The following is a 26,210-nucleotide window of genomic DNA, read 5'->3' on the forward strand; positions in this document are numbered from 1 at the left end:
AGGTTCTCCCACTCGGGCCTTTTTTCGTGTCTACTCACTTAAAGAAGCAGCAAGGCGCATCAAACGGATCGCCTCAGCGCGATACCCGAATGTGTCTTCCCCACGAGAGGCAGTTGCCATCGAAACAGCGTCACTGTAGCTCCAAACACCAAGACGCTCACTGCCGCGCAGCAACTCGCCAAAACCTGAAATAGCCGCTGCGAATTCAAGTTCACGATCAGGCGCTAGGGTCGTCGGGATCGCTTTCTCAATAAGTTGGCTTTCCGCTTGGCCCGGCGCTTTGTAACGCAGCTTAAAGAAGCCAAGCTCATCGTTTGGGCCGTCGCTCGTCTCTGCATTGTGGCGCAGCGCATCAACCTGCGTTTCATTGCCAACAGGCGTGACCTCATAAAGCGCCGTCACTTGATGACCCGCCCCGATATCACCCGCATCCACCTTGTCGTTGTTGAAATCTTCGCGGGCCAGCGCACGCGTTTCATAGCCGATCAAACGATATTCCGCGACGGTCGCGGGATTGAACTCGACCTGCACTTTCACATCCGAAGCAATCGGGAACAAAACGCCCGTGAGTTGATCCACCAGCACCTTTTGCGCCTCTGGCAAGCTATCAATATAACTCGCCTGACCATTTCCGTTCTGTGCCAACGCTTGCATCGTCGCATCGTCCAGATTGCCGCGCCCAAACCCGAGCACTGACAGGAAAGTTCCGCTGTCTCGCTTCTCCGCGATGTAGTCTTTCAAAGTATCAGGATTGCTGAGCCCCACATTGAAATCCCCATCCGTCGCCAACAAAACGCGGCTGACGTCGCCCTCTTCCTGCATTTGGTCTGCCAGCGCATACGCCTGCCGCAAACCCGCTTGTCCGTTTGTACCGCCGCCCGCTGCAAGACGATCCAAAGCACCAAGGATCACATCACGCTCGCTTGCCGCAGTAGGCTCTAAAACCTGCCCCGCACTGCCTGCATAAGCGACAATGGCCACCTGATCCTGTGCACGTAACTGACCAAGCATAAGACGCAAGGACTGCTTCAAGAGCGGCAGTTTGTTAGGCTGGTTCATCGAACCCGACGTATCGATCAAGAACACGAGGTTCAGCGGCGGGCGTGCCTCGATCTCTGGCATTTCGCCTTGTAACGCGATGCGTAAAAGCTGGGTGTTTTCGTTCCACGGTGTTTGCATCATTGCGAGTGACGTCGCAAAGGCACCGCTCTCTGGCGCGGCGTAATCATAGGGGAAATAGTTCACCATTTCCTCGATCCGCACGGCCGCTTTCTGCGGGAATTGTCCGTTCATCAAGGACGCGCGCACAATCGCATAACTCGCTGTGTCCACATCAACTGAAAAGGTCGAAACAGGCGTTTCACTCGTGACTTTCAAGCTGTTTTCAGGCGCGCTTGCGAAGGCTTCTGTATTCGCCTCTGGCATTATCATCGGCGCATCCGCGACCAAGCCAGCCGTAGGCGCAACACGCGTACGGTTTGCTTGTTTGCTCATCATGCGTGGTGCGGGGGCTGGTACAGCGTCTTGCGCAATAGCGCCGACGGCGAAATCTTCCGCCTGTTCCATAATCGGCGCTTCAATCATAACCGCTGGCTCTTGAGTGAACACATCAGGCGGGCCATACTGCAAGACAGGCAAAACCATGACCAAGCCAAATGCGGCCAAAGCTGTCGTTGCCGTCAAGCCGGCTTTCGATGAGAGTGCATCAAACATTGTACGTAGTCCTTTACCAAACCCACCCATCTTCGGGGCGTCAGATATAGGACGTGGCGCAGAGGGCGATCCTTGGAGCGCCGCAAAATTTTCTTGAGCTAAAGCCAAATTAGCTGCACGCTTCGCTGCGTCCGGCGCGGGCATTGCGCTATCAAAAGCGCGCTTCAGATCGTCGAATTCGTCGCTCATTGCTCGCTCTCCTTTATCGCTTTTAGGTGCTTTTTCACTTCGCTCATGCGCCAGCTTACTGTCCCCTCGGACACGCCTAGAACTGCGCCCGCCTCACGGTGGTTCATTTCATCCATGACCAAGGCCACCGTGTCGCGCAGATCATCTGGCAAGGTGCCAATCGCTTGCATTAACCAGTCCTGCGCGTCTGCCTGTTCTTTGTTGACTTCGGTTCGGTTGACTTCCCAATCGCCCCAACCTTGGCTCGCTTTGGCGCGCGTAACCGCGCGGCGCCGACGATCATGGGCTGCATTAACTGCGACGCGATAAAGCCATGTGGAAAATTGCGAGCCGCCCTCAAAACGCGCAAGCTTTGTAGGGAGTGCGGCGCAAATATCCTGACACAGATCTTCCGCCTCCGCGCGCGATCCCATGAGGCGGAAACACAGGCCGAAAAGCCGATCATAAGAGCGCTCGAGCAGTATCGCGAACGCCTTTGCATCCCCGCCTGCTGCGGCCATTGCCAGCTCTGTATCACCTGTGTTCATGCGCATTATGGTCTTAGGACGGAGCGCAGAGGTCAATCCTTGGAAATTATTTCGAAATTAGTCTGCGTCCCACTCAAAGGCATCACCCTTGGCGCGCACACGCCCAATGGAGGGCAACTGGAAATGACTACCAAGCACGCGCTGGTTGCGCTCGGACGCTTCACCAAGAAGGGTCCGACGCGATGCCACGGCTTGGGCCCCATCCATATCGTATTTGAAGTGCCACTCAGGATGCGCAAGTTGCGCCGTCGTATGCAAAGCATCCCCCGTAATCACCGCCTCTGCCCCGCTGCTTTTGATCAACACTGACACATACCCCGGCGTGTGACCCGGCGTCGCAATGAGCGAAACGTAGTCCCCAAGCATATGCCCCGTGCTGACCCGCTCTGATTGACCAGCCTCGACCACAGGCAGAACGCTTTCTTCATAGGCCGTGCCCGCATGTTTGCTAAAAAACTCGTCATCCGCCTCAGGCAGCATGTATGTCGCATTCGGAAACGTTGGCACCCAACGACCATCAATCAATTGCGTGTTCCAGCCAATGTGATCCGTGTGCAAATGCGTGCACAAAACGTAATTCACATCGTCTACCGTCGCTCCAGCCGCGGCAAGGGAACTCATAAAACGCGTGCCTTTGCGTTGATGCCACTCGGGCATGCTCGGCACAGTTTTATCATTTCCCACGCACGCATCCACAAGGATCAGATGATCCGGTGTTTTCAACAAGAAGCCTTGGACAGGCAAGATCAGCTTGCCTGATTGCGCACAGCACGCGCCCGGCACATGCGCTTGGATGATGTCGCGTACATCAGGGCCCGCTTCCGGGAAAAGCTCTTCGGGGGTTTTGAAGGGATCGTTGGATTCCAGAATGCGCCAGACTTCGACATCTCCGATACGACACAACATGGGGCGATCCTTTATTTTAAACGTGCAGGTAAGCGTGTGAACCCACGAAACCGGATACGGGCAGAGCGCGCGGTGTCTTGCGCAATTTCATAATCGGGAAAGCGCTTTAAGAACTTACTCACCGCAAAGCGCCCCTCCATCCGAGCAAGCGTGAGACCGACGCATGTATGCGCACCGCCCGCGAACGCGAGATGCTTGTTGGGGCGTCGATCCAGTTGCAGCGTATCAGGGTCGTTGAATTGCGCAGCATCACGATTGGCAGCTCCGATGCCAAGGTACAGATCCGTTCCTTCGGGGATATGGGTGCCATGCAGCGTGAGCGCCTCGGTGGTCAGGCGATTACCGAATTGATTAGGGCTTTCCATGCGCAGGAACTCATCAACAGCAGTCGTGATCAGATCCGGCTCCGCACTCAAACGCGCACGTGCTGAGCGATCCTTGTCGAGCAACATCAGAGCATTGCCAATCAGGTTCGTCGTCGTTTCATGTCCTGCGTTCAAAATGAAAATACAGTTCTGATACAACTCCTCAGGGCTTAGACGCCCTTCCTCGGACTGAATCAGTCGCGTCAGAACATCAGTTTCAGGATCGCCGGGATTGATCCGTCGCTCATCTACAATCTCTCGCAGGAAGTCGACGAAATCGAGAACGGCTTGGTTGCCAAGCGCTTCTTGCTCAGGTGTGAGCTCAGGTTCCAAAGCACCGAGAATCGCCAAAGACCAATCGCGCAACGGTGCGCGTCGCGCGCGTGGGATATTGAAAAGATTACCTATAACTTCGATTGGAATAGCGCCTGCAAAAGTCTCGATCAAATCGACCTGTGTTTGTCCCTCTAACTCATCCAGCAGACCGTCCACCAAAGTGATCAACCCCGGCTCCATAGACGCGAGCGCGCGCGGGTTCATCGCGCCTACCATGATCTTGCGCACGCGCGTGTGCAGCGGTGGATCGTTGAACACAAGCGAGGTTGTGTGATGCTCATAGAGCGGCGCAGCCGTACCGTATTTCGGGGCGAACACCTTCTTCTTGTCAGAAATAAAACGCGCTGTATCGCGGTAAATCATATCCAGGTCAGCGTGGCGCGAAATGATGAAAGACCCGTCCGGCTGTGCGCAAACGGGGTCATCTTCGCGCAGACGCGCGTAATGTGGATATGGGTCGTCGTGAAAGCCGCTTGGCAGATTGGTGAGCGTCAGGCTCATGCCTTTTTGCTTGCGATTTGCGCGACGCCCAACGTGTTGAGAACCTTGGCTTCGATGTCTTCTGCGTTCAGTTTTGCCACTGCGTACATATCACGCGGGCTGGACTGGTCGATGAAAATATCCGGCAAAACCATGGAGCGGTACTTCAGGCCCGTATCAAACACGCCAGCTTCCGCGAGCAGTTGCGCAACGTGAGAACCAAAGCCACCAATCGCGCCTTCTTCGATGGTGATGAGGGCTTCGTGGTCATTTGCAAGCTGTAAAATCAAATCGCGGTCCAATGGTTTCGCGAAACGTGCATCTGCAATTGTAGGTGTGATCCCTTTGGCTGCGAGCGCTTCGCAAGCGTCCTCCACCTCTTTCAGACGTGTGCCAAAGGACAAGATCGCCACACCTTTGCCCTCACGGATCATCCGGCCTTTGCCGATTTCCAAAGGAATACCCTTCTCAGGCATTTCCACGCCAACCCCTTCACCACGCGGGAAACGGAACGCAATCGGCCCTTCATCATGGGCAACCGCAGTTGCAACCATATGAACGAGTTCCGCTTCATCCGCAGCTGCCATCACTGTGAAACCGGGCAGATTGGCGAGGTAGGCAACGTCAAAAGCACCTGCGTGGGTCGCGCCATCTGCACCAACAAGTCCCGCACGATCAATGGCGAAACGCACAGGCAAGCGTTGGATTGCTACATCGTGAACGACTTGGTCGTAACCGCGTTGCAGGAAGGTGGAATACATCGTGCAGAACGGCTTCATCCCACCAGCGGCAAGTGCTGCGGAAAAGGTCACGCCGTGTTGCTCGGCAATCGCCACATCGAAACAACGGCTCGGGTAGCGTTCCGCGAATTGCGTCAACCCTGTGCCATCAGGCATCGCAGCCGTAACCGCGCAAATCTTGTCGTCAGCGGCCGCTTCTTTCAGCAGGCTTTCGGCGAAAACCTTGGTGTAGCTGGGTGCATTCGAAACGGATTTTTGCTGTTTACCCGTAAGCACGTCAAACTTGGCAGTCGCATGGCCTTTGTCGCGCGCTTGCTCAGCAGGGGCGTAGCCCTTGCCCTTTTTGGTGATCACATGGATCAACACAGGGCCCGTCGCACGCACCTGAACAGTGCGCAGAACAGGCAGGAGTTGGTCCATATCATGCCCGTCGATTGGGCCAAGATAAGAGAAACCAAGCTGTTCAAACAGAGTGCCGCCAACGGCCATCCCTTTGAGCATGTCTTTGGCGCGCTTTGCACCCTCACGGAAGGGTTCGGGCAGCAAACTTACCGCGCCTTTTGCGGCGGTTTTCAGGTCCTGAAACGGCTCTTCCGCGTAAAGACGACTGAGGTAGGACGACAGCGCACCCACAGGCGGCGCGATACTCATCTCGTTGTCATTCAGGATCACGAACATGCGTTTCTTGAGGTGACCCGCATTGTTCATCGCCTCAAACGCCATGCCTGCACTGATGGAGCCATCGCCAATCACTGCAATCGCATCGCCCAAACCGCCAGCACATTCTCCGCCCAGATCACGCGCAACGGCGAAACCCAAAGCAGCAGAAATAGAGGTAGAGGAATGCGCAGCGCCGAAGGGATCATAGACGCTCTCTGAGCGTTTGGTGAAACCGCTCAGGCCATCTTTCATGCGCAAAGTACGAATGCGTTCACGACGCTCTGTCAGGATTTTATGGGGGTAGCACTGATGACCCACATCCCAAATGATCTTGTCCTTCGGTGTGTTAAACACGGAATGCAAAGCAACTGTCAGCTCTACAACGCCCAAACCAGCACCCAAGTGACCACCTGTCTCAGACACCGCCGAGATCGTTTCACTGCGCAGTTCCTGTGCGACGCGCGTCAGCTCAGCATCGGAGAATTGCTTGAGATCACTGGGCCGGTTCACACGGTCCAATAGCGGGGTTATCGGGCGGTCAGACATATCACATGCCCTTTCAGAAAGAACTTACGAGCGACGCTCGATCACAAAACGCGCGACGTCGCGCAGGTGGTCAGCGTCGCTTCCATAGATAGATAATGCATCGCAGGCCGATTCCACCAGTGTTTCGGCGCGGCTCTTTGCCCCGTCTAGACCTAGCAGCGAAACGAATGTCGCTTTGCCCGCATCCGCATCCTTTTGTGCAGCTTTGCCGAGGGTTTCGGCGTCACTGGTTACATCAAGAATGTCGTCGGCAATTTGAAAGGCGAGGCCGAGTGCGTCGCCGTAAGTTTTGAGCGCATCCGTATCGGCCTTGGCAAGGATCGCACCGGCAGTAGCGGACCATGTAATCAGCGCGCCTGTCTTGCCATTTTGCAGCTCTGTGATTTGCTCCAGCGTAAGAGGTGTTGCGGCACTTTCCGCCGCAATATCGAGCGCTTGACCGTAAACCATGCCCGCCGCACCGCTCGCGCGGGCTAGCGTCAAAGCCAGAGTTGAACGAACAAACGGGTCATCGTGACACGCAGGATCGCTTACCAGCTCAAACGCCAACGTTTGCAAAGCATCGCCACATAAAACCGCCGTCGCATCGTCCCATTTCACATGAACCGTCGGCTGACCGCGACGCAGATCATCGTCGTCCATGCAGGGCAGATCATCGTGCACCAATGAGTAGGCATGAAGCGCCTCTATGGCACAAGCAGGCGCAATCGAACGCGAAATGTCAGCGCCGCAGACACGCGCACTTTCGCGCACAAAAAACGCACGTAGGCGTTTACCACCCGTCGTTGCGTAGCGCATGGCTTGCACAATCGGGACATCCGCGAAGCCACTCAAGACGCGCGTAAAATGTTGATCCACCTCAGCCGACCAACCGGTCATTTCAGATTGAAGTGTCACAGACCCTCGACAGGTGTGGTTCCTTTAGGGGCGCCGTCACCATCAAATGTGATCGCTGCGACCTTTTCTTCGGCCTCTTTCAGCTTAGCTTCGCAGTGCTTTTTCAGCTTTGCACCATGCTCGTATAGCGTGATGGATTGCTCCAAAGGGACATCCCCACGCTCAAGTTGGCTGACCACTTGCTCTAACTCGCCCATGGCTTGCTCAAAGCTCATCTCTTCTACTTTTGCATCGCTCATGCGCTGGCCTCCATCAAAGCATCTACATGCGCAGCCACCGCTTCGGCCAACGCATCCAAATCATAACCGCCTTCGAGCGCAGAGACCACACGCCCGTCGCATATTTCACCCGCAATTTTGCAGAGTTCTTTCGTGAGCCATTTGAAATCCCCTGTGGACCAATTGAGGTTTGCAAGCGGGTCGTCTTGGTGCGCATCAAAGCCAGCAGAGATGAAGATCATCTCGGGCTTGAACGCCCGCAAACGTGGGAAGACTTCCGCCGTGTAAAGCGCGCGCATTTGATCCCCGCTGCTTTCGGGCTCAATCGGTAGGTTCACAACATTATCGAAGCCGCCCTTGTCAGAGCGTTCGCCAGAACCGGGCCAAAGCGGCATTTGCTGGGATGTGATCGTAAGTGCACGCGCCTCATTCCACAGGAGGTCCTGCGTGCCATTGCCGTGATGCACATCGAAATCCACGACAGCGACTCGGCTCAGACCGTGATGTTCAAGCGCATATTTCGCACCGATCGCGACATTGCCAAACAGGCAGAAACCCATGGGCGTGCTTGTTTCGCAATGGTGCCCCGGTGGTCGGATCGCAGCGAACGCATTTCCCGCTTCACCCGCCATCACCATATCTACGGCTTTCGTTACTGCCCCCACTGCACGAAACGCCGCGTCGAGCGAACCAGGTGACATATGCGTATCCGCATCAAGTTGACGATTCCCCACATTTGGCAGAGCAGAACGCAGATCAGTGATATGGCTCGCAGGGTGACAGCGCATGATATCGTCTTCGCTGCCCATCGGCGCTTTGACCCGCTTGAGGTCTTTATCCTTGAGCGCGCTTAGAATGTATTCGAGCCGCGCGACCTGTTCGGGGTGGCCACTGGGTGTGACATGCTCAAGGCAAGCGGGATGGGTGATGAGGGCTGTGTTCATAGCGCGCTCCTACTGTGGAAATTTCAATCAGGCGCCAGCATATACCCAGCACCGCGCACGGTCTGCATGTAGCGAGGTTGCTTCGGATCCATCTCGATCTTGCGGCGTAAACGAGTGATCTGAACATCGACCGCGCGCTCTTGGGCTTGGCCGCGATCACGGCCCAAGTCCTCAACCAACTGCACACGGCTTACAGGTTCGCCCACGTGTTTCGAGAAGATGCGCATCAGTTGGGATTCAGTCGCCGTCAAACGCACGAGATCATCGCCGTGCCACATCTCGCCGCGTTCTATATCATAACGCACTGGGCCAAGATGCAGGACTTTGGGTGCAGTATCCGCCGCCTCAATTTCAGGCATACGGCGCAAGATCGCGTTGATGCGCAGCAGCAGCTCTTTAGGTTCAAACGGCTTGGCGAGGTAGTCATCCGCGCCTGCTTCTAGCCCTTCGATCCGGTTTTCTGTTTCACCTTTAGCGGTCAGCAACATGATCGGCGTTTGCGAGGTCTTGCGCAGATCGCGCGTCAGGCTCACGCCGTCTTCGCCCGGCATCATCACATCCAGCACGATCAAATCGAAATCGAGACCCGCAAGAATGCGTCGCGCATGGGCCGCATCGCGCGCAGCGGTCACCAGAAATCCGTGACGCATCAGGAACTTTTGCAACAACCCGCGAATGCGTTCGTCGTCGTCTACAATCAAAAGATGGGCGTCGGGATCACTCATGTGCTGCCTTCCTTTAGCGCGCGCGATTTGCGGCGCATGTCTTTGTCCATCATTGCCTCAAGTACGGCGCGAAATCCAGTCACAGCCTCAGGACCGGCTTCTCGATACGCCGCTCGCATGCGCGCCCTTTGTGCGTCAGAGAGTTTACGCTCCAGCTCAGCACCTGCCTCCGTGAGGAACAAATGCCGCTCGCGCTTGTCCACACGACCCACTTTGCTTTGCACCAAACCGTCCTCGATCAAAGTCCTGAGCACACGGTTCAACGACTGCTTTGTCACACCAAGAATACCGAGCAGATTGTTCACGGTTGTCCCCGGCGCGCGATTGATGAAATGCACTGCACGGTGATGCGCGCGCCCATAAGCCATCTCGGATAGGATGCGATCAGGATCAGCGGTAAAGCCCTGATAGGCAAAGAACATCGCCTCGATCCCTTGGCGTAACTGTTCGTCTGTGAGGAACAACAGCATATCGCTATGCTGCGCTGCACTTCGATCTGACATGATGCGCCTTCCTTAGCCTTTCGCAAATTATAAGTCAGCTTTGTTGACTTTCCAACAACAGACTGGTAGCGATTCATAGTTTCAGCGCAAGATTATGTCCACTTCGGTCATAAATTGCGCAACAAATGGAAAAATTGAAAGGAGAGCACAATGTCTGGATCTTATGCAGATCGCGACGGTAAAATCTGGATGGACGGCAAACTCGTCGAATGGCGGGATGCCAATGTGCATATTTTGACCCATGCTCTGCACTATGCTTCTTCCGTGTTTGAAGGCGAGCGGTGCTATGATGGCAAAGTTTTCAAAAGTCGCGAGCATTCAAAACGTCTTTTGATTTCGGGCGAATTGATGGACATGAATATTCCCTACAGCGTTGACGAAATCGAGGCCGCCAAACGCGCGACCCTTGATGCAAATGGTCTGACAAACGCCTACCTGCGCGTCGTTGCCTTTCGCGGGGCTGGCCCTGACATGGGTGTCGCGGCCTCGCGCAATCCGGTTCGGATGGCTGTGACCGCATGGGAATGGGGCAACTATTATGGCGACGCCAAAATGAAGGGTGCCAAGCTCGACATCGCAAAATGGAAGCGCCCTTCGCCTGAGACGATCCCTGTCGCGGCCAAGGCTGCTGGTCTTTACATGATTTGCACGATGTCGAAACATGCCGCAGAGGCAAAAGGTTGCTCGGATGCGATGTTCCTCGATTATCGCGGCTACGTTGCTGAGGCGACGGGCGCGAATATCTTCTTCGTGAAAGACGGCGAAGTGCACACTCCCCTCGCGGATTCGATCCTTAATGGCCTGACGCGCCAGACTATCATTGGTGTTTTGAAAGATCGCCAGATCAAGGTGCACGAGCGCCACATCATGCCAGAAGAGCTAGAGGGCTTCGAGCAGTGCTGGCTTACCGGTTCTGCGGCAGAGGTAACGCCCGTTGGCCAGATCGGCGATTACAACTTTGAGGTCGGCGCGCTCACGCGAGAGATTTCTGAAGCGTATGAGAAACTTGTTCGCGAATAGATCGTCTGAAAATATCAATAAAAAAAGCCGGCTCCTCTGGGAAGCCGGCTTTTTTTATTGCTCTATGAGGCCGGATTAAGCTGGGCTCATCCCGCGTAAGCGCTCGGACCGGCGGCGCAACATTTCAACGATGGTGAGTAGGATGATAGAAATCCCCACAAGGATCGTCGCAGCCGCCAAAATCGTTGGGCTGATCTGTTCACGCAATCCAGTGAACATCTGCCAAGGCAGCGTTTGCAGTTTCGCAGAACCAATAAAGATCACTACAACCACTTCATCAAAGGACGTGATGAACGCGAACAAACCGCCGGAAATAACACCTGGCAGGATGAGCGGCATTTGGATCTTGAAGAAAGTCTTCACAGGACCCGCGCCCATATTCGCCGCTGCGCGCGTCAAAGAGTTGTCAAACCCAACCAGCGTCGCGGTAACGGTGATAATCACAAAGGGAATGCCCAGTACCGTGTGGGCGAGGACCACACCCCAATAGGTGCCAATAATACCGATTTTGGCGTAGAAGAAATACATTCCAGTAGCCGAGATGATCAGTGGAACAATCATTGGCGAAATCAGGATCGCCATAATCGCACGACGTCCCGGGACGTGGCTTTGGCTCAAACCAATTGCCGCGAGCGTACCCAGTGAAACCGACAGCAAGGTCGCCACAGGCGCAATGCGCAGCGAATTGGCAACGGCATTCGTCCATTCAGGGTTGGTCAGGAAATCACGATAGTGCTTGAGCGAGTAGCCAGCCGGATCAAACCGCAGCATCTCTTGCGTGAAGGTAAAGAAGTCCTGCGCGTTGAAGCTGAGCGGCATCACAACAAGAATTGGCGTGATCAAAAACACAAAGATCGCGCCACAAATCACACGAAACGTGAAATGCCATAGCACTTGCCCAGAGGTCAGATAAGGCGCGACTTTCCCGCGATAGCGACCTTCAAAAAGCCAATAGGCGAACCAACCAAAGAACCACCCAAACAGCGCGCCAATGATAAGCGCAGGCAAACCCGCGAGGATAAAGCCCGCAATTGCAAAGCCCGCAGTGACGATCCACTTCATCATGCGCTCAGGCAGAATGTCTTGCATCACGATGACTGCGATTACAGCCAGCAAAGCTGCGCCAACAAGCAGTCCCAAGAGTGACGAGCCTTGCGCAGCGCCAACAAAGATGCCCGCGACAGCGCCAGCCGCCGCAACTGTTGGAACCACAAAGGACATGGGTTTGCGCGAAATCGGTGTGAGTGCGACCATGTTCTTATCCCAGCTTTACGTTGTCGATGCCGACAATCTTGTCATAGGCCCAATAGAGGGCCATCACGACCACCAGCAAAATAGTGCCCAGCGCAGCGGCAAGACCCCAATTCAGCGATGATAAAATATGGAAGGCAATCCGGTTCGAGATGAACACACCCTTCGTGCCACCCACCAGTTCAGGCGTGATGTAATAACCGATCGATAGAATGAACACGAGGATCGACCCCGCGCCAATACCCGGAATAGACTGCGGGAAGTACACGCGCCAGAACGCTGTCCAATCCGTCGCGCCCAATGACTTCGCCGCGCGAAGGTATGTCGGCGAGATTGTCTGCATCACCGAGTAGAGCGGCAAAATCATGAAGGGCAGCAGAATATGCGTCATCGCAATGATCGTGCCCGTTTGGTTGTTAATTAAGGCCAGTCGTGAATCGTCGGCAACAAGACCAATCCAGACCAGTACTTCGTTCACCACCCCTTGATCCTGTAACATCACTTTCCACGCGGATGTGCGCACCAAAAGCGATGTCCAGAATGGCAAGAGCACGAGGATCATCAACAAGTTTGCCGTGCGCGACGGCAGGTTCGCCAAGATCCAAGCCACCGGGTAGCCGAGTAAAATACAAAGCGAGGTAATCGCCAGCGACATGATCAGCGTGCGAATGAACAAAGTGATGTAAATCTGTTCGTTTTCAGGTCGCGCTTCGGCACCATCAGCGCCCTTTTGCATGTCGATAGAATTCAGGAAATAGCCGTTGGTATAGGCACCACTATAAGTCTTGATCGTGCGCCACACTTCAATGTCGGCAAACCCTTTGTTCAGGTCCGCGAACTTTTCTTTGTATGGACCATCATTCGGGATGTCCCACTTCTTGACCTGCCGTCCTGCTTTGCGGAACAGCGAAGAAATACCGGGTTTTTCGTAGTTCAAACGAGACCCAATGCGCGTGTGTACCTTTTTGCTGATGGCGATTTGCAGATCACCCGCGAAGGCTTCAAAAACCGCCTCGCTCGGCAATTCACCACTGTTGGGGTCCCAGTCTTCTAGGATCACAACCGTTTGAGGAAGGTTGTCAGAAATCAGTTGGTTTTCGACAGAGCGGAACAACATATCGAGGATCGGTGCCACAAAAGACACGAGAACAAAGATCAAAAGCGGAGCAATCAACGCGAGGGCGCGTAACTTTTGACGGCGCAGCGCGCGGTTCAGAGATTGCTTGAGGGGGGTGCCATCGGCGGAAAGGACTCTGCCGGCGGCATCTGTGTCGGGAACGCTTGTCATCATTATCCTCAGGGGAATGAGAGGGGGGTTGAGACGGGCCAACTAGGCCCGCCTCTTCAAGTTAGGAAAGGCTTACTTAGCCAACCATGCCTGGAATTTCGCGTCGATGTCGTCGCGGTAATCAGCCCAGAACTCGTAGTTGTAGAGGAACGTGTTCGTTGCGTTCGCAGGATCTGTTGGCATGTGTGGTGCCATGTCGATACCCAAGTCTGCGTGCTTGCCAACCAATGGTGCGGAAGACAGACGTGCAGGGCCATAAGAGATATACTTGGACTGGTCTGCAAGACGCTGTGTGTCTGTTGCGAACTTTACGAAGTCCTTAACGCGCGCCAAACGATCCGCAGGAAGACCCGCTGGGATGATCCAACCGTCAAGGTCAAACACCTGAGCGTCCCAAAGCATCGCAACTGGCTGCTTCTGCTCTTCGATCAAGCTGAAGAAACGACCGTTGTATGTGGAACCCATGACAACTTCGCCATCAGCCAAAAGCTGTGGAGTGTCGGCACCAGCAGACCACCAGATCACATCGTCTTTGATCGTATCGAGCTTCGCAAGTGCGCGCTCTTGACCTTCGGCTGTCTCCAGAACGGAGTAAACGTCGTCTTTTGCAACGCCGTCACAGATCAAAGCCCATTCCATGTTGTTGATTGGACGCTTCTCAAGCGAACGCTTGCCAGGATACGCTTCTGTATCAAAGACTGCGCAAACGCTTGTAGGCGCTGTGTCACCAACGAGGTCCGTGCGGTAACCCATTGTCGTGGAATACACGATCTGTGGGATAAAGCAGTCGGATACGATCAGATCGCCAAAGTCGACGGATGCTTTTGTGCCGTCTGGCGCATCTGCGAGATCTTCGTCAGGATTGATTTCCATCGCGAGACCTTCGTCGCACAAACGGATCGCATCAGCCGCAACGACGTCAACGAGATCCCAAGTGATGTTGCCCGCTTCGTTCATCGCGCGCAGTTTCGCAACCGCTTCAGCAGAGCTTTCGTCCCAAACGGCTGTCACGCCTTCGTTCATTGCAATGTAGGGCTCTACATATGCTTTTTGCTGGCTGTTTTGGTATGCACCACCCCAGCTAACGAGTGTCATGTCAGACGCCATGTGGCCGTCTGCAAATGCTGTGCCGCCAACTGCGACAAGCGCGGATGTAGCAAGTAGTGTACGTGTAAATGTCATTATAACATTCTCCCTAGTTACCCGTGTTAGACTTTTGAGGTTTCCGGTACGGGTCCAAAGTGGAAACCTCTTTAGGTATCGAGCCGGTGAGTGTGCGGCTCGATATTCGATGAAATCGCTTACGCGTCGAGCGCGCGGCAGTCTTCTGCCAACCAACCGATTTCAATCTCGCTGCCGGGCTCAAGGCGAACCTGATCCGGCGCATTTCGTGACTTGATGATAAAATCATCCTGTCCAGCGACGCGTAGGCGTGTGCGGAAAATATCGCCCATATAGATGAACTCAAGCACTTCGGCTTTCAGCGTGTGCGCGTCAGCATGCAGGCGAGTTTTGTCAAACTCAACGCGCTCAGGGCGGATAGACACACGCGTACGCTCACCCGCTTTGGTCACATTCACAGGCTTGCAATCAATCAGACCGCCGCCATCAAGCTGCACCAAAGCGATGCCGTTCTTGATCTCTTTGACAGTGCCCTCAAGCGTGTTGTTCTCGCCAATAAATTGCGCAACGAAACTGTTCTGCGGGCTTTCATAAAGCTCGTCCGGCGGCGCAAGCTGCTGGATGCGGCCATCTTCGAACACAGCAACGCGATCTGACATGGTCAGTGCTTCTGTCTGGTCGTGCGTGACGTATACCACTGTGATGCCTAGATCATCTGCAATGCGCTTGATCTCGAACTGCATGGTTTCGCGCAACTGCTTGTCGAGCGCGCCAAGCGGCTCATCCATCAAGACCAATTCAGCCTCAAACACCAAAGCACGCGCAAGCGCGATACGCTGTTGCTGACCACCTGATAGCTGTGACGGACGACGCCCGCCGAACTCACCCATCTGGACCAATTCAAGCACATGCTTAACTTTTGCTTCACGCTCGGATTTGCCCATCTTTCGGACTTCAAGAGGGAAGCTCAGGTTTTCGGCAACCGTCATATGCGGGAAAAGGGCGTAGTTTTGGAACACCATGCCGATGCCACGCTTATGCGGTGGAATATTGTTGATCGGCTGCCCATCAAGGCGAATATCGCCGTTGGTTGCCGTCTCAAAACCTGCGAGCATCATCAGGCAGGTCGTCTTGCCAGAACCCGATGGCCCAAGCATTGTCAGAAACTCGCCCTTGGGCAATGATAGGTTAAGATCTTTGACGACGAGATTTTCCCCATCGTAGCTTTTCTGTACGCGGTCGAATTCGACGAACGCGCCGCCTTGGTCACTATCGGCCAAAAGAGGCTCCCTTGATACATGCAGCAGGTTGGCCCTGCATTTCGCTTCGCAGAGTAAAACGCGCGGGGACCATCAAAGCAACCAGTTTGACCCCCTGTTTCGAAGTTTTCCGAAAAATCCGTTTATTTCACTGCAAAACAAAGTTCTACAGGTCAAAAAACTGGCATCTGCTACCTGTGCAGCGATTTCAGTAAGCACGCCGCTTTGTTAGAATCATATCAGATCTGACGAACCAACGTAGAAATGCCTGCCCCGCCACGTTCGCCCAAAATGACATAGCTTTGCGCGTTTGGGTGGTAGCCGTCCTCTGCCATTGCATCCGCCGTAAGCGGTAGATCAAACGACAAATATGCGGTTTGTGCTTCTCTACTCAATGCTCTCGAAAGCGCATGATCCAACCGTTTGGCATGTGCACCAAGCACCCATCGCATCAGCCCCGTCAACGCAGGAAACCCGCCAAGCGGGGGCACGCCAGGAACAACGATTGATGTAGCGCTAAATTGCGCGCGCAAGATAGCTCTGACCGCTTGGTGACGGCGTAGAAACGTTCTTTTCGAACGTAACCTGACAGCGTCATTCACCCCAAGCGCAATGAAGACAACATCGAAGGTATCAGTATGCTTTGTGCGGTCGTCTATCAACATTTCCAACGTTGACCGACAGGTCGCTCCGGTCTTCGCTATCAAGCGCCATGTGACACTAAATTCAGTCTCAAGCGCTTTGACCAACTGCCCACTCAGCGCTTCACTTTGTGTATGTACGCCGACGCCCGCTGCGGATGAATCTCCAACGATCAACAGCCGTAATTCAGGACCTATCCCACTGTTGCCTTCGCGCGGACCTATCGCTTCGGGCAAAGAGAGCGCGCGCCGACGCACACCAATCGCTTGCACCAAAATCACTGGTAAAAGGAGGGGACGCAAAAGGATATCGAGGGGCAGCATGCGCGCTTACTCTTTTGTCTCACGCTTGCGCCGCGCTCGGATCAGCGGCCCAATCCGTAGGCTTGTACCCGTCTCCGTACGTGTCCGTGTACGCAGGACCGGCGTGTTCTCTGAAGAATTTCCGCGTCCTTCGCGTAAGACGATGTAAACGCCACTACCGATGATAATCACAGCGCCCAACAACGTTGCAAAATCCATCGTTTCACCGAACAAGAGCGCGCCAAAGACGCTCGCCCAGATGATCTGCGAATATTGCATCGGCGCGACGATCACTGCTTCACCTGCCTTGTAAGCTGCGATCACCAATGCAGAGCCAATCAACGCCATGATCGACATCACAACGATGCCCCCCAAATGCTCCATCGGCATCGGTTGATACACAAACGGCAAAGCAGCCCCCATGATCATAAAATTGGTCATCATCGGATAGATCAACAGTACGACACTGCGCTCATCCTTGCCAATTTTGCGCACAATGATCGACGCAAGCGCCCCGCCAACGGCGGCGACAAGTGCCGCGAGATGGCCCAACGTCAAAGGCTCGGCACCCGGACGCAAGACCACAAGAACGCCACACAGCCCGATAAGCACTGCAACCCAGCGACGCAAACGCACTTGCTCACCCAATATTGGGATCGACAGAATCGTGATGAGCAAAGGAGCGGCAAACAGGATCGCATAAACCTGCGCGAGCGGCAGTTTCGAGAACGCATAAAACGCAGAAATTCCCGTCAGCGTCGTCGCAATCGTGCGCAAGGCGGTCCACCAAGGATGTCGCGGCAATAGATTCCCCGAGCTCGTGTCACGGATCAGCATCAGCGTCATCCACGGAAAACCAAAGAGAACCGAAAAGAATACGATCTGGATCGGCGAATAGGATGCGCCAAGGAACTTTACGATGATGTCATGTGTCGAGAAAATCGCAAAAGCGAGCAGCACAATCAGCGCGCCTTTTGTGTTGCTGCCCATTGGTCAGCTCCATCCTGTGATTGGGTTGGCGTCACCGCAAACATCACATGATGGGATGCTAAGGCAAGTGTTTATGCCTGCCTTAGCCAATAACTTTGACGACCGCTTAGAGCGAGGCGTCGAGCGCAGCCAAGATCGCATCACCCATTTCAGTGGTGCTAACGGGTGTGCCGTCGTTCGCCTGCATCAGGTCCGCTGTGCGCACGCCATCCGCAAGAACTTTCTCAACTGCTGCTTCCAACCGATCCGCTTCAGCACCCTGATCAAAGCTATAGCGCAAAGCCATTGCAAAGCTCAGGATACAAGCAGACGGGTTCGCTTTGCACTGACCTGTGATGTCAGGCGCAGAACCGTGTACTGGCTCGTACAATGCTTTCGGGCGACCATTCTCCATCGGCGCACCAAGGGAGGCAGATGGCAACATACCAAGCGAACCCGTCAACATTGCCGCGCAATCGCTCAGAATATCGCCGAACAGGTTATCTGTGTAGATCACATCAAACTGCTTTGGCGCACGCACCAACTGCATCGCGCCATTATCTGCATACATGTGCGACAGCGCGACCTCTGGATAATCCTTGGACACTTCTGTCACAACTTCGCGCCACAGAATGCCGCTTTCCATCACGTTGGCTTTTTCCATGGAGCAAAGACGCTTGTCACGCTTCATGGCCAGTTCAAACGCCGCACGCGCGCCGCGCTCGATCTCGGCTTCTGTATAGCGCTGCGTGTTGATGCCAACCCGCTGGTTGCCCTCTTCAAAGATACCGCGTGGTTCGCCAAAATAAACACCGGAGGTCAACTCACGCACGATCATGATATCAAGGCCGGACACGAGTTCCGTCTTTAGCGATGAAAACTCAGAAAGCGCGTCAAAGCACTGCGCTGGACGCAGGTTCGCGAACAAATCCATCTCTTTACGAAGACGCAGCAAACCGCGCTCTGGCTTTACCGAAAAGTCCAGATCGTCGTATTTCGGACCACCCACAGCACCAAGCAGAACCGCGTCCACCGCCTGCGCTTTGGCCATAGTATCATCGTGCAACGGCGTGCCATGCGCGTCATAAGCCGCACCGCCCACAAGGTCTTCGCTCACGTCGAAGTTCAGACCGCGCTTGTCGCCATACCAGCCAATAATCCGCTGAACCTGCGCCATAACTTCGGGGCCAATGCCGTCACCGGCCAGAATAAGGAGAGATGGGTTGCTCATTGCGCACTTCCTGAATGGGTTAATGTGTTGCGCATCGCCCTACCTAGAAGGGGCCTTAGGGTCAAGCTTCGCCTCTTCCAAACACCGCACTGATCCCCTCTTCCAACATATCCCAAACCCGCTTGATCCTTGGCGTACTGCGCATCACTTCAGGGGCCGCAAGCCAAATGGGAAGCGTCGGCAGTTCCACTTCTGGCAAAACGCGCGCAATCAAAGGATCAACACTCGCGAAGGACCGCTGCGTGAACCCGACGCCACAACCTGCGCGCACGAGTTCCCAATAGGTATTCTGATCATCGCAGCGCACGTCAAAGAATTCACGCGTCGCCGGCCAGCCCAGATCACGCATGCCAACGATTATGCGGTCATCGCGGTCATAGCCGACGATCGTATGGTTCAGTAGGTCATCAATCCGCTCGGGTGTGCCGTGCTTCGCTAGGTAGCTTTTGGCGGCGTAAATCCCCATTTCTACGGTGCCAATCTGCTTGGTGATCACGTCAAGCTGTGTGCTGCGATACGTGCGCACGGCGATATCAGCCTCACGAAACAGCAGGTTTTCACTGGCATCAGATGGGACCAATTCGATCTGGATGTTCGGCTCTGCCTCTCGCATTCCAGCGATAATCTTGGGCAGCACGTGATGCGCCATGACTTCGCTCGCGGTAATACGCACGGTGCCTTCCATCTTGTGATCACGCCCTGCGGCACGCAGGCGCAATTGCCCAAAAGCGGCACGCATGGCGCGGGCAGGCTCAAGCAAGCTTTCCCCCGTATCGGTCAATTCCAACCCACGCGCTTGACGCTCGAACAGGCGCAAACCCGTCTGATTCTCAAGCTGCTTGATCTGCCGACCCAGTGTTGGCTGACTTAGCGACAGACTGCGAGCAGCGCCCGAAAGCGAACCTGTTTCGGCGACCGCGAGAAACGCGCGAATGAGTGACCAATCAAAGTCGTTAAGGGCTTTGTCCATTCAATAATGAATACATGATCTTTAATTTTGGTAAATACCCTAATGATCATGCATAGATCATACAGTCTTCATCAACACATGGAGAATGACATGACACAGACAGTTCTAGTTCTTGGCCCTACGGGTCGTTTTGGCCGCAACGCTGCGACAGCTTTTGAAAACGCGGGTTGGCAAGTGCGCCGTTTTGATCGCAAGATCGACACTTTGGAAACTGCCGCACGCGGCGTTGATGTGATCGTGCAAGCTTGGAACCCGCCCTATCAACATTGGCAAGCGCAGGTATTGGCGATGCAGCCTGCGGTCCATCGCGCGGCGTTGGTTAATGATGCCACCGTGATCATCCCAGGCAATGTATATGTATTCGGAGAGAACACCCCTGCCCCATGGTCGCCAACGAGCCCACATCATGCGACCAACTTACTAGGTCAAATCCGTATCAAAATGGAGCAAAGCTACCGCGACGCTGGCGTGCGCACGATCATTCTGCGCGCGGGGGATTATCTCGACACCGAAGCCTCTGGCAACTGGTTCGACAGGATCATGGCTCCGAGTCTGCGTAAAGGTGCGCTCACCTTCCCGGGCACAGCGGGCATCCCGCGCGCTTGGGCATTTCTTCCGGATCTCGCACACGCAGCGGTGCTGCTGGCAGAGCAGCGCGATACGCTGGATCGTTTCGCAGACATTTGTTTTGAGGGCTACACCCTGACCGCAGAGCAAATGGCTGCGAGCATTGCACAAGCGCGTAACCATGACGTGCGCATAAAAGAGATGGCTTGGTGGCCCCTGCGCTTTGCGTGGCCGTTTATGCCAGAGATGAAACACATCTTTGAAATGCGCTACATTTGGAACACGCCGCATTCTCTGGACGGTTCGAAATTCAAAGCGCTTGTGCCCGATTTTGAACCCACACCAATGGTTGACGCGTTCCGCCAAGCGACTGACTTTGTCGTCCTTCCCAAAGGGGCCAAGCCGCAGCTCACTACGGCGGCGGTCTGATATCTATCCAAACCAGTCTATGCCGACTTGCTTGCTCTGCTGCTTTGTGGAGCGGGCCTGCGTCGGGCCAAAATACCCCTGAACTTTTGATCTTCCAATCAGCACTTGGCAAAACGTAAGACACGCGCATCGAGCCAGGGTTTTCCCATTGCGCAGTCGTATCACCGCCAAGTGTGCTGAGCGGTTTTGCATCACTCAGCCTCTTGTCGGCAAGCAACGCGCCTATTGCTGTGCGGTCGCCGTCCCCTCTTTTCGGATCAAGATTGCTATTGCCGAGCAAAACGAAACGTTTCAAAGGAAAATCACCAAAAGCGCCCTCCATCACGTCATTCAATAGCCTCAACTGCGCTCGATTTCGCAATCCGTTAAAGTCCTGAGGGCCATCAAACACGGGTGTCTGATTCTGGAACGCGACAAGCGTGATTGGCCCGTGTTTCGCGGTAACAACCTCTACGACCCAAAGCCCTTGGCTTACCACTTTCAACTCAGCAATCGCTAACGCACTCAAGAACCCAGCTTCAGGCATCTGCGCGCGCGGCGCATCCTTCCACAGCAGATTATTGAGATGATAGCGCAATTCAACTGGGTGCTTGGACAACAACAGCATAGCACCCTCTCCCGCATAGCGCGCCCACGCTTGGCGATCTCCCACCCGCTTGTCGCCGTTCAAGTCCAACTGCGTCGTGATCATCGTATTCGGAGCCAACGTAAACATATGCGGATAGCCCAACGCATCGCGCAGAGCCGCCGCCGAGCGTTGTTCGAGATCAAAGTCCACTTTCGTCAAGAGCAACACATCGGGGTCAACAGCTGCGACGACCAGCTTCAAAGCCGAAATTTGCTTGTCTTTCCCGCGCTCAATGTCGCGCAGCAATAGACCCGGGCCTTTGCGTGTTAACTCAGCATGAAAGGTCGCAACGCGAAAACCCTCCGCACTAAGTGCGAAGGGCATCAAAACAAGGCATAGAATTAAGATTAAGCGATTTGCGCTTCTGTTTGCGCATAAGCGCGGCGACGTTTCTCTTCGATCATTTCCGCTAAACGACCCATCGCGACACCCCGCATAATCATGCTTGCTGGTAGAAAGGCCCATGCGCTTATCGTCCAAATCAGAGTTTGCGGATCATCCATCGTCAAGTTACCGACAAGATCCGTTGCAGTTTTCACAATCGCTGGGATCAAGAATGGCAGCAAAAATCCAAAGATAATGTTAATATTCGCATCTCTTTTCAGGCGTACCAGAACATCGCCGCCACCTGTCGGGTCAAACAATGGCAGGTTTAGCCACACGTTGAACGCACCAGTACGCGTGGGCCAGTTGGCAACGCGCACCAGCAGTATGAAGACAACCAGCGACAACAGGGAAATTGCATAGGCGAGGCCAGCGGCAGTGCGCACAATCTCGACCAACTCGATAGACGCATCCGCATCGAGCATCAGAATGATCAAACGAACCGGCGAGTAAGGCACATCAATCGCGCGGCCTAGCATGTCGCCCCAGTGTTTGATCGACAAGGTTAGTTCTGTCGGCTCGAACACACCTTTGCAGACCAAGGACAAGGCCGTCACAATCGCAAGGATCGTCACATACCGATGCCTGTTAAACGGCGCTGCAAAACGGAATTCAATAATTGAAGGATATTTGAAGAAGTACTCTACAAATGTGAACAAAGCCGCCAAGAACGCGATGAAGACAACCGTAAAGCTGCTTTCGCCCACGATCCCTGTCAAAATCACAGATGGTGTGATGACTAAAATCCACACGAGTATCGAGCGCAAAACTGCACCAATAATATTCGTAACCACGTCGTTTCCCTTCAACTTGGACGCTGCCGATACGATGCCGACCGCTTGTTCCAACTTGAGCCCGTTCGCTAAAACGGTATGCCTCGATCTCGCCTCATTTGTGCCTTGATCGAGCCAGTTTCTCAAGCTGCCTCCCTAATAAGCTCAATCAAATGGGCTAAAAGAGGGCGAGACTGGTGCGAGATTGCATCAATTGGTGCGCAAGAAAAAGGCACAAGAAAATCAAAGCACTACATGTTGTGGTCGATGGGTTTTGCAGCGCTATTCATCCGAAAACCTGTAACAAATGAAAGAATGCGAGAGGTAGCAGGCGCAAAGATCGTAAACCTCTCGTTAACTAAAAAGGCGAAGCTGGAAAATCCAACTTCGCCTCTCGGTAGTATTTTTAGATAGACCTTAAACCCAAGGACGTGCAGCAGATGCCGCGGCCTCGAATGTGTCGATTGCACTGGCTTTTTCCATCGTTAGGCCGATGTCGTCCAAGCCGTTCATCAAGCAATGCTTCTTGAAGCTATCCACCTCGAACGAGAACACTTCACCATCCGAGGTTGTGACCGTCTGCGCCTCAAGATCGATGTCCATGCGCGCGTTTGCGCCTTTTTCCGCGTCCTTCATCAACACATCAACCGCGTCCTGCGGCAAGATGATCGGCAGAATGCCGTTCTTGAAGCAGTTGTTGTAAAAGATGTCCGCGAAGGATGTAGAGATCACCGATTTGACCCCAAAATCCGCAAGTGCCCAAGGCGCATGTTCGCGCGAAGAGCCGCAGCCAAAGTTGTCGCCCGCCACAATGATCTGTGCTTCGCGATACGCTGGTTTGTTGAGAACGAAGTCCTCAATCTCATTGCCTTCACGGTCAAAGCGCATTTCATCAAAGAGGTTCGCGCCAAGGCCCGTGCGTTTGATCGTCTTCAAAAACACCTTTGGGATAATCATGTCTGTGTCGATATTCACCAGCGGCATGGGTGCTGCGATACCAGAGAGGGTGTCAAATTTTTCCATTGTCGTTTCCTTTGTCGCATCTGCGCGGTCCGCAGTGCTGTTTGGAGTATTTTGTGTGCGTGACTGTGTGGCGACCGTACGGGTCGCAACGACGCTTCCCGCGGGACGTTGCCACATGCGGCTCTGCGCCCAGCGCCCAGAGGCAGTTGTGCCTTGGATCGGACCGATCACGCCCCTCTTGGAGAGATCGACCATCAAAGCATTCGCTTGATCGATCTGCAAACCAAGCTGCTGCGCCATGCTAAACACCGAGAAATTCACACGGTGCTTTGCTTGATCCAACGCCATCTTCATCGCTAAAGCAGGGTAAGCCGCTTTGCGTGCGGTCCCCACAGTCGCCGCGCCCATAGGGAGCGCAGGCAATAAGGGCGCGGTCATCGCGCTCCCCAGCAGTTGTAGAAAGCCACGCCGTTTCATTAGGTCATCTCACGAATATCAGTGAGACGGCCCGTAAGTGCCGCAGCCGCAGCCATCGCAGGGGACACAAGATGCGTGCGCCCTTTGTAGCCTTGGCGACCCTCGAAATTGCGGTTCGAAGTTGCCGCGCAACGCTCGCCCTCGGACAGCTGATCAGGGTTCATCGCGAGGCACATAGAACAACCCGCGAGGCGCCAATCGAAACCGGCCTCACGGAAGATATCCGCAAGACCCTCTTCTTCAGCCTGCGCACGCACAAGACCAGAGCCCGGCACGATCATCGCGCGCATGCCTTCTTTGATCTTCTTGCCTTTGACGACTTCTGCAACAGCGCGGAAATCTTCGATACGACCGTTTGTGCAAGATCCGATAAAGACTGTGTCGATCTCGATGTCTGTCAGCTTTTGACCGGGTGTGAGGCCCATATACTCAAGCGCGCGCTTCACAGCATCGACCTTGCCACCCTCAAAATCATCGGGGCTTGGAACAACTGCTGAAATCGGCAGAACGTCCTCTGGGGATGTGCCCCACGTTACGCTTGGCTCAATCTCTGCGCCATCAAGTGTGACGACCTTATCAAAATGCGCACCTTCGTCGGTGAAGAGCGTGCGCCAGTACGCCTCAGCCGCTTCCCATTCCGCGCCTTTCGGTGCGTGTGGGCGACCTTTGCAATACGCATAGGTTTTCTCGTCAGGTGCGATCAGACCGGCTCGCGCGCCGCCCTCGATTGCCATGTTGCAGACGGTCATACGCCCTTCCATGCTAAGGTCACGAATGGCCTCACCGCAATATTCAATCACGTAGCCAGTACCACCAGCTGTGCCGGTCTTGCCGATCACGGACATGGTGATGTCTTTGGCGGTCACACCTGGCTTTAGCTTGCCTGTGATCTCGACCTTCATGTTCTTGGACTTTTTCTGAATCAGCGTTTGCGTGGCCAGAACGTGCTCTACCTCGGATGTGCCGATGCCATGCGCAAGTGCTCCGAATGCGCCGTGGGTCGCTGTGTGGCTGTCGCCACAAACCACGGTCATGCCCGGAAGGGTCCAGCCTTGCTCAGGACCAACGATATGCACGATGCCCTGACGCACGTCAGACACTGGATAGTAGTGAATGCCAAAATCCTTGGAGTTCTTGTCCAGCGCATCCACTTGGATCTTGCTCTCGACGTTGTCGATCCCGTTCACACGATCCAGTGTAGTTGGAACGTTGTGATCCGGCACAGCAATCGTCTTGTCAGGTGCGCGCACGGTGCGGCCCGTCATGCGCAAACCTTCAAAGGCCTGCGGCGACGTTACTTCGTGCACAAGGTGGCGGTCGATATAAAGCAGGCATGTGCCATCTTCCGCTTCATGCGCGATATGCGCATCCCAGATTTTGTCATAGATCGTTTTGGGGGACATTTGGTCCACTCCCGTCATAGTTGGCTAAATTGAATTGTGGTGCAGCACAGCGCTGCCAGATCAGAGCGTGCTCAGGGTAGTCGGGCCAGCACAGCGCGCGATGCGCCGTAAAAGCGTTCGCGCAAGCGCGCGTGCTCGTTCAGATCGAAAACTTGTTTCATGTAGGCGTAAATACACATCCGCACAGGCGCGGGCAAGTGGGCATGCCAAAGCGGGGAAACTCTGGCATGCCTGTTCACACAATAAGACATAGTAAGAGGGAGAGCCTACTCGCGTGCGGCATTCAAAGAGATGTTGGTGTTGGACGTCTTGCCACCAGAGGTCACCGTGATGTCATCAAATCCATTGAGGTATTCACCGTCAGGACCTAAGAAACCGCCGGTAATATTACCATCCACATCATAAGACGCGCCGCCGTTCGTCAATGTCCCTGACACAGCGCTCTGCACTTGTGGCCCATTTGGCCCAGCGCTGATTTCGCCACCACTCACCGTAAGCGATCCGCCATATTCAGTGCCATTGTCATCAAAATCATCAATCGTACCGGTCATACTGCCCGTACCTGCGAATCCCACCTCAAGGTTCGCCTTGCCGACAAGCTCTGTGCTCGCGGTGGGAATCACGGAACGATCCGAAATCACCTGTGCAAAGCCTGTATAGGTCGCGCTTCCCGAGGGCGGCAGATCAGCCATCGCCGTGCGGGTCAGCGACCGGTTTTCTTCTTGCAACTGACCTGCCCCCCGAAACTTCCCTCAGTTTAATGTAGAGTTTGCTCAACCATCG

25 protein-coding genes are annotated in these 26,210 nt (G+C 54.5%); 2 read left to right on the forward strand and 23 right to left on the reverse strand.

Going from position 1 to position 26,210, the window contains the following annotated elements:
- Window positions 1-30: 30 nt before the first annotated feature.
- The 10 genes from PFRI_RS08235 to PFRI_RS08280 are packed head-to-tail and all read right to left on the reverse strand — an operon-like array spanning window position 31 to window position 9,749.
- Window positions 31-1,902 (reverse strand): vWA domain-containing protein, encoded by a 1,872-nt coding sequence (locus PFRI_RS08235; RefSeq protein ID WP_072630228.1) that lies wholly within the window; start codon window positions 1,900-1,902, stop codon window positions 31-33.
- Window positions 1,899-2,429: an RNA polymerase sigma factor gene (locus PFRI_RS08240; protein WP_072630248.1), complete on the reverse strand. Its 531-nt coding sequence runs from the start codon at window positions 2,427-2,429 to the stop codon at window positions 1,899-1,901. Before PFRI_RS08240 ends, PFRI_RS08235 begins: the two co-directional genes overlap by 4 nt.
- A 57-nt stretch (window positions 2,430-2,486) precedes the next feature.
- A complete protein-coding gene (locus tag PFRI_RS08245; protein WP_072630229.1) occupies window positions 2,487-3,335 on the reverse strand; it encodes an MBL fold metallo-hydrolase in 849 nt (282 codons plus the stop codon).
- An 11-nt stretch (window positions 3,336-3,346) separates the two neighbouring features.
- A complete protein-coding gene (locus PFRI_RS08250) occupies window positions 3,347-4,537 on the reverse strand; it encodes a cytochrome P450 (protein ID WP_072630230.1) in 1,191 nt (396 codons plus the stop codon).
- Window positions 4,534-6,462, reverse strand: coding sequence for a 1-deoxy-D-xylulose-5-phosphate synthase (gene dxs / locus PFRI_RS08255; protein WP_072630231.1), 1,929 nt, complete (start codon window positions 6,460-6,462; stop codon window positions 4,534-4,536). Before dxs ends, PFRI_RS08250 begins: the two co-directional genes overlap by 4 nt.
- Before the next feature lie 24 nt (window positions 6,463-6,486).
- Window positions 6,487-7,341, reverse strand: a complete 855-nt coding sequence (locus PFRI_RS08260; protein WP_072630249.1) for a polyprenyl synthetase family protein — start codon at window positions 7,339-7,341, stop codon at window positions 6,487-6,489.
- 14 nt (window positions 7,342-7,355) lie between these two features.
- Window positions 7,356-7,598: an exodeoxyribonuclease VII small subunit gene (locus PFRI_RS08265; RefSeq protein ID WP_072630232.1), complete on the reverse strand. Its 243-nt coding sequence runs from the start codon at window positions 7,596-7,598 to the stop codon at window positions 7,356-7,358.
- On the reverse strand, window positions 7,595-8,521 hold the full coding sequence (locus tag PFRI_RS08270; protein WP_072630233.1) for a histone deacetylase family protein: 927 nt from the start codon (window positions 8,519-8,521) through the stop codon (window positions 7,595-7,597). The genes PFRI_RS08265 and PFRI_RS08270 overlap by 4 nt, the downstream gene beginning before the upstream one ends.
- Window positions 8,522-8,544: 23 nt before the next feature.
- Window positions 8,545-9,246 (reverse strand): response regulator, encoded by a 702-nt coding sequence (locus PFRI_RS08275; protein ID WP_072630234.1) that lies wholly within the window; start codon window positions 9,244-9,246, stop codon window positions 8,545-8,547.
- Window positions 9,243-9,749, reverse strand: a complete 507-nt coding sequence (locus tag PFRI_RS08280) for a MarR family winged helix-turn-helix transcriptional regulator (protein ID WP_072630235.1) — start codon at window positions 9,747-9,749, stop codon at window positions 9,243-9,245. The genes PFRI_RS08275 and PFRI_RS08280 overlap by 4 nt, the downstream gene beginning before the upstream one ends.
- A 150-nt stretch (window positions 9,750-9,899) precedes the next feature.
- Between PFRI_RS08280 and PFRI_RS08285 the strand changes: the two genes are divergently transcribed.
- Entirely contained in the window at window positions 9,900-10,769 is an 870-nt protein-coding gene (locus PFRI_RS08285) for a branched-chain amino acid aminotransferase (protein ID WP_072630236.1), read from the forward strand.
- A 75-nt stretch (window positions 10,770-10,844) separates the two neighbouring features.
- On the opposite strand, the gene PFRI_RS08290 is transcribed toward PFRI_RS08285, so the two are convergent.
- The 8 genes from PFRI_RS08290 to PFRI_RS08325 all read right to left on the reverse strand — a co-directional run bounded on the left by PFRI_RS08290 (window position 10,845) and on the right by PFRI_RS08325 (window position 19,803).
- Window positions 10,845-12,023 (reverse strand): ABC transporter permease, encoded by a 1,179-nt coding sequence (locus PFRI_RS08290; protein ID WP_072630237.1) that lies wholly within the window; start codon window positions 12,021-12,023, stop codon window positions 10,845-10,847.
- Window positions 12,024-12,027: 4 nt separating this feature from the next.
- On the reverse strand, window positions 12,028-13,311 hold the full coding sequence (locus tag PFRI_RS08295; protein ID WP_084649644.1) for an ABC transporter permease: 1,284 nt from the start codon (window positions 13,309-13,311) through the stop codon (window positions 12,028-12,030).
- 69 nt (window positions 13,312-13,380) lie between these two features.
- On the reverse strand, window positions 13,381-14,490 hold the full coding sequence (locus PFRI_RS08300; RefSeq protein ID WP_072630239.1) for an extracellular solute-binding protein: 1,110 nt from the start codon (window positions 14,488-14,490) through the stop codon (window positions 13,381-13,383).
- Between the two features lie 119 nt (window positions 14,491-14,609).
- Entirely contained in the window at window positions 14,610-15,710 is a 1,101-nt protein-coding gene (locus PFRI_RS08305) for an ABC transporter ATP-binding protein (RefSeq protein WP_072630240.1), read from the reverse strand.
- A 218-nt stretch (window positions 15,711-15,928) separates the two neighbouring features.
- Window positions 15,929-16,654, reverse strand: a complete 726-nt coding sequence (locus PFRI_RS08310; protein ID WP_072630241.1) for an SGNH/GDSL hydrolase family protein — start codon at window positions 16,652-16,654, stop codon at window positions 15,929-15,931.
- A 6-nt stretch (window positions 16,655-16,660) separates the two neighbouring features.
- Window positions 16,661-17,623, reverse strand: coding sequence for a DMT family transporter (locus tag PFRI_RS08315; RefSeq protein WP_072630242.1), 963 nt, complete (start codon window positions 17,621-17,623; stop codon window positions 16,661-16,663).
- Between the two features lie 106 nt (window positions 17,624-17,729).
- A complete protein-coding gene (leuB, locus tag PFRI_RS08320) occupies window positions 17,730-18,833 on the reverse strand; it encodes a 3-isopropylmalate dehydrogenase (RefSeq protein ID WP_072630243.1) in 1,104 nt (367 codons plus the stop codon).
- 61 nt (window positions 18,834-18,894) lie between these two features.
- Entirely contained in the window at window positions 18,895-19,803 is a 909-nt protein-coding gene (locus tag PFRI_RS08325; RefSeq protein ID WP_072630244.1) for a LysR family transcriptional regulator, read from the reverse strand.
- A 90-nt stretch (window positions 19,804-19,893) separates the two neighbouring features.
- Here PFRI_RS08325 and PFRI_RS08330 point away from each other — a divergent pair, with 90 nt between their 5' ends.
- Complete coding sequence (locus PFRI_RS08330; protein ID WP_072630251.1) at window positions 19,894-20,799, forward strand: Rossmann-fold NAD(P)-binding domain-containing protein; 906 nt, start codon at window positions 19,894-19,896, stop codon at window positions 20,797-20,799.
- Here the strand turns inward: PFRI_RS08330 and PFRI_RS08335 are convergent.
- The 5 genes from PFRI_RS08335 to PFRI_RS08355 form a co-directional block, all read right to left on the reverse strand.
- On the reverse strand, window positions 20,783-21,751 hold the full coding sequence (locus PFRI_RS08335; RefSeq protein WP_072630245.1) for an endonuclease/exonuclease/phosphatase family protein: 969 nt from the start codon (window positions 21,749-21,751) through the stop codon (window positions 20,783-20,785). The genes PFRI_RS08330 and PFRI_RS08335 overlap by 17 nt on opposite strands.
- Window positions 21,752-21,774: 23 nt before the next feature.
- Window positions 21,775-22,605: a hypothetical protein gene (locus tag PFRI_RS08340; RefSeq protein WP_072630250.1), complete on the reverse strand. Its 831-nt coding sequence runs from the start codon at window positions 22,603-22,605 to the stop codon at window positions 21,775-21,777.
- 396 nt (window positions 22,606-23,001) lie between these two features.
- Entirely contained in the window at window positions 23,002-23,607 is a 606-nt protein-coding gene (gene leuD, locus PFRI_RS08345; protein ID WP_072630252.1) for a 3-isopropylmalate dehydratase small subunit, read from the reverse strand.
- A 416-nt stretch (window positions 23,608-24,023) separates the two neighbouring features.
- Window positions 24,024-25,427 (reverse strand): 3-isopropylmalate dehydratase large subunit, encoded by a 1,404-nt coding sequence (gene leuC, locus PFRI_RS08350; RefSeq protein WP_072630246.1) that lies wholly within the window; start codon window positions 25,425-25,427, stop codon window positions 24,024-24,026.
- Between the two features lie 266 nt (window positions 25,428-25,693).
- Entirely contained in the window at window positions 25,694-26,155 is a 462-nt protein-coding gene (locus PFRI_RS08355) for a HupA family protein (RefSeq protein ID WP_072630247.1), read from the reverse strand.
- Between the last annotated feature and the right edge of the window lie 55 nt (window positions 26,156-26,210).

It is taken from the genome of Planktotalea frisia (assembly GCF_001890925.1).
In the GTDB taxonomy this organism is placed as follows: Bacteria; Pseudomonadota; Alphaproteobacteria; order Rhodobacterales; family Rhodobacteraceae; genus Planktotalea; species Planktotalea frisia.

Bases quoted from the DNA above. Each gene is read 5' to 3' on its own strand.
- PFRI_RS08235 (WP_072630228.1), bottom strand. From the start codon at position 1,902: ATGAGCGACGAATTCGACGATCTGAAGCGCGCTTTTGATAGCGCAATG.
- PFRI_RS08240 (WP_072630248.1), bottom strand. From the start codon at position 2,429: ATGAACACAGGTGATACAGAGCTGGCAATGGCCGCAGCAGGCGGGGAT.
- PFRI_RS08245 (WP_072630229.1), bottom strand. From the start codon at position 3,335: ATGTTGTGTCGTATCGGAGATGTCGAAGTCTGGCGCATTCTGGAATCC.
- PFRI_RS08250 (WP_072630230.1), bottom strand. From the start codon at position 4,537: ATGAGCCTGACGCTCACCAATCTGCCAAGCGGCTTTCACGACGACCCA.
- dxs (WP_072630231.1), bottom strand. From the start codon at position 6,462: ATGTCTGACCGCCCGATAACCCCGCTATTGGACCGTGTGAACCGGCCC.
- PFRI_RS08260 (WP_072630249.1), bottom strand. From the start codon at position 7,341: ATGACCGGTTGGTCGGCTGAGGTGGATCAACATTTTACGCGCGTCTTG.
- PFRI_RS08265 (WP_072630232.1), bottom strand. From the start codon at position 7,598: ATGAGCGATGCAAAAGTAGAAGAGATGAGCTTTGAGCAAGCCATGGGC.
- PFRI_RS08270 (WP_072630233.1), bottom strand. From the start codon at position 8,521: ATGAACACAGCCCTCATCACCCATCCCGCTTGCCTTGAGCATGTCACA.
- PFRI_RS08275 (WP_072630234.1), bottom strand. From the start codon at position 9,246: ATGAGTGATCCCGACGCCCATCTTTTGATTGTAGACGACGACGAACGC.
- PFRI_RS08280 (WP_072630235.1), bottom strand. From the start codon at position 9,749: ATGTCAGATCGAAGTGCAGCGCAGCATAGCGATATGCTGTTGTTCCTC.
- PFRI_RS08285 (WP_072630236.1), top strand. From the start codon at position 9,900: ATGTCTGGATCTTATGCAGATCGCGACGGTAAAATCTGGATGGACGGC.
- PFRI_RS08290 (WP_072630237.1), bottom strand. From the start codon at position 12,023: ATGGTCGCACTCACACCGATTTCGCGCAAACCCATGTCCTTTGTGGTT.
- PFRI_RS08295 (WP_084649644.1), bottom strand. From the start codon at position 13,311: ATGATGACAAGCGTTCCCGACACAGATGCCGCCGGCAGAGTCCTTTCC.
- PFRI_RS08300 (WP_072630239.1), bottom strand. From the start codon at position 14,490: ATGACATTTACACGTACACTACTTGCTACATCCGCGCTTGTCGCAGTT.
- PFRI_RS08310 (WP_072630241.1), bottom strand. From the start codon at position 16,654: ATGCTGCCCCTCGATATCCTTTTGCGTCCCCTCCTTTTACCAGTGATT.
- PFRI_RS08315 (WP_072630242.1), bottom strand. From the start codon at position 17,623: ATGGGCAGCAACACAAAAGGCGCGCTGATTGTGCTGCTCGCTTTTGCG.
- leuB (WP_072630243.1), bottom strand. From the start codon at position 18,833: ATGAGCAACCCATCTCTCCTTATTCTGGCCGGTGACGGCATTGGCCCC.
- PFRI_RS08325 (WP_072630244.1), bottom strand. From the start codon at position 19,803: ATGGACAAAGCCCTTAACGACTTTGATTGGTCACTCATTCGCGCGTTT.
- PFRI_RS08330 (WP_072630251.1), top strand. From the start codon at position 19,894: ATGACACAGACAGTTCTAGTTCTTGGCCCTACGGGTCGTTTTGGCCGC.
- PFRI_RS08335 (WP_072630245.1), bottom strand. From the start codon at position 21,751: ATGCCCTTCGCACTTAGTGCGGAGGGTTTTCGCGTTGCGACCTTTCAT.
- leuD (WP_072630252.1), bottom strand. From the start codon at position 23,607: ATGGAAAAATTTGACACCCTCTCTGGTATCGCAGCACCCATGCCGCTG.
- leuC (WP_072630246.1), bottom strand. From the start codon at position 25,427: ATGTCCCCCAAAACGATCTATGACAAAATCTGGGATGCGCATATCGCG.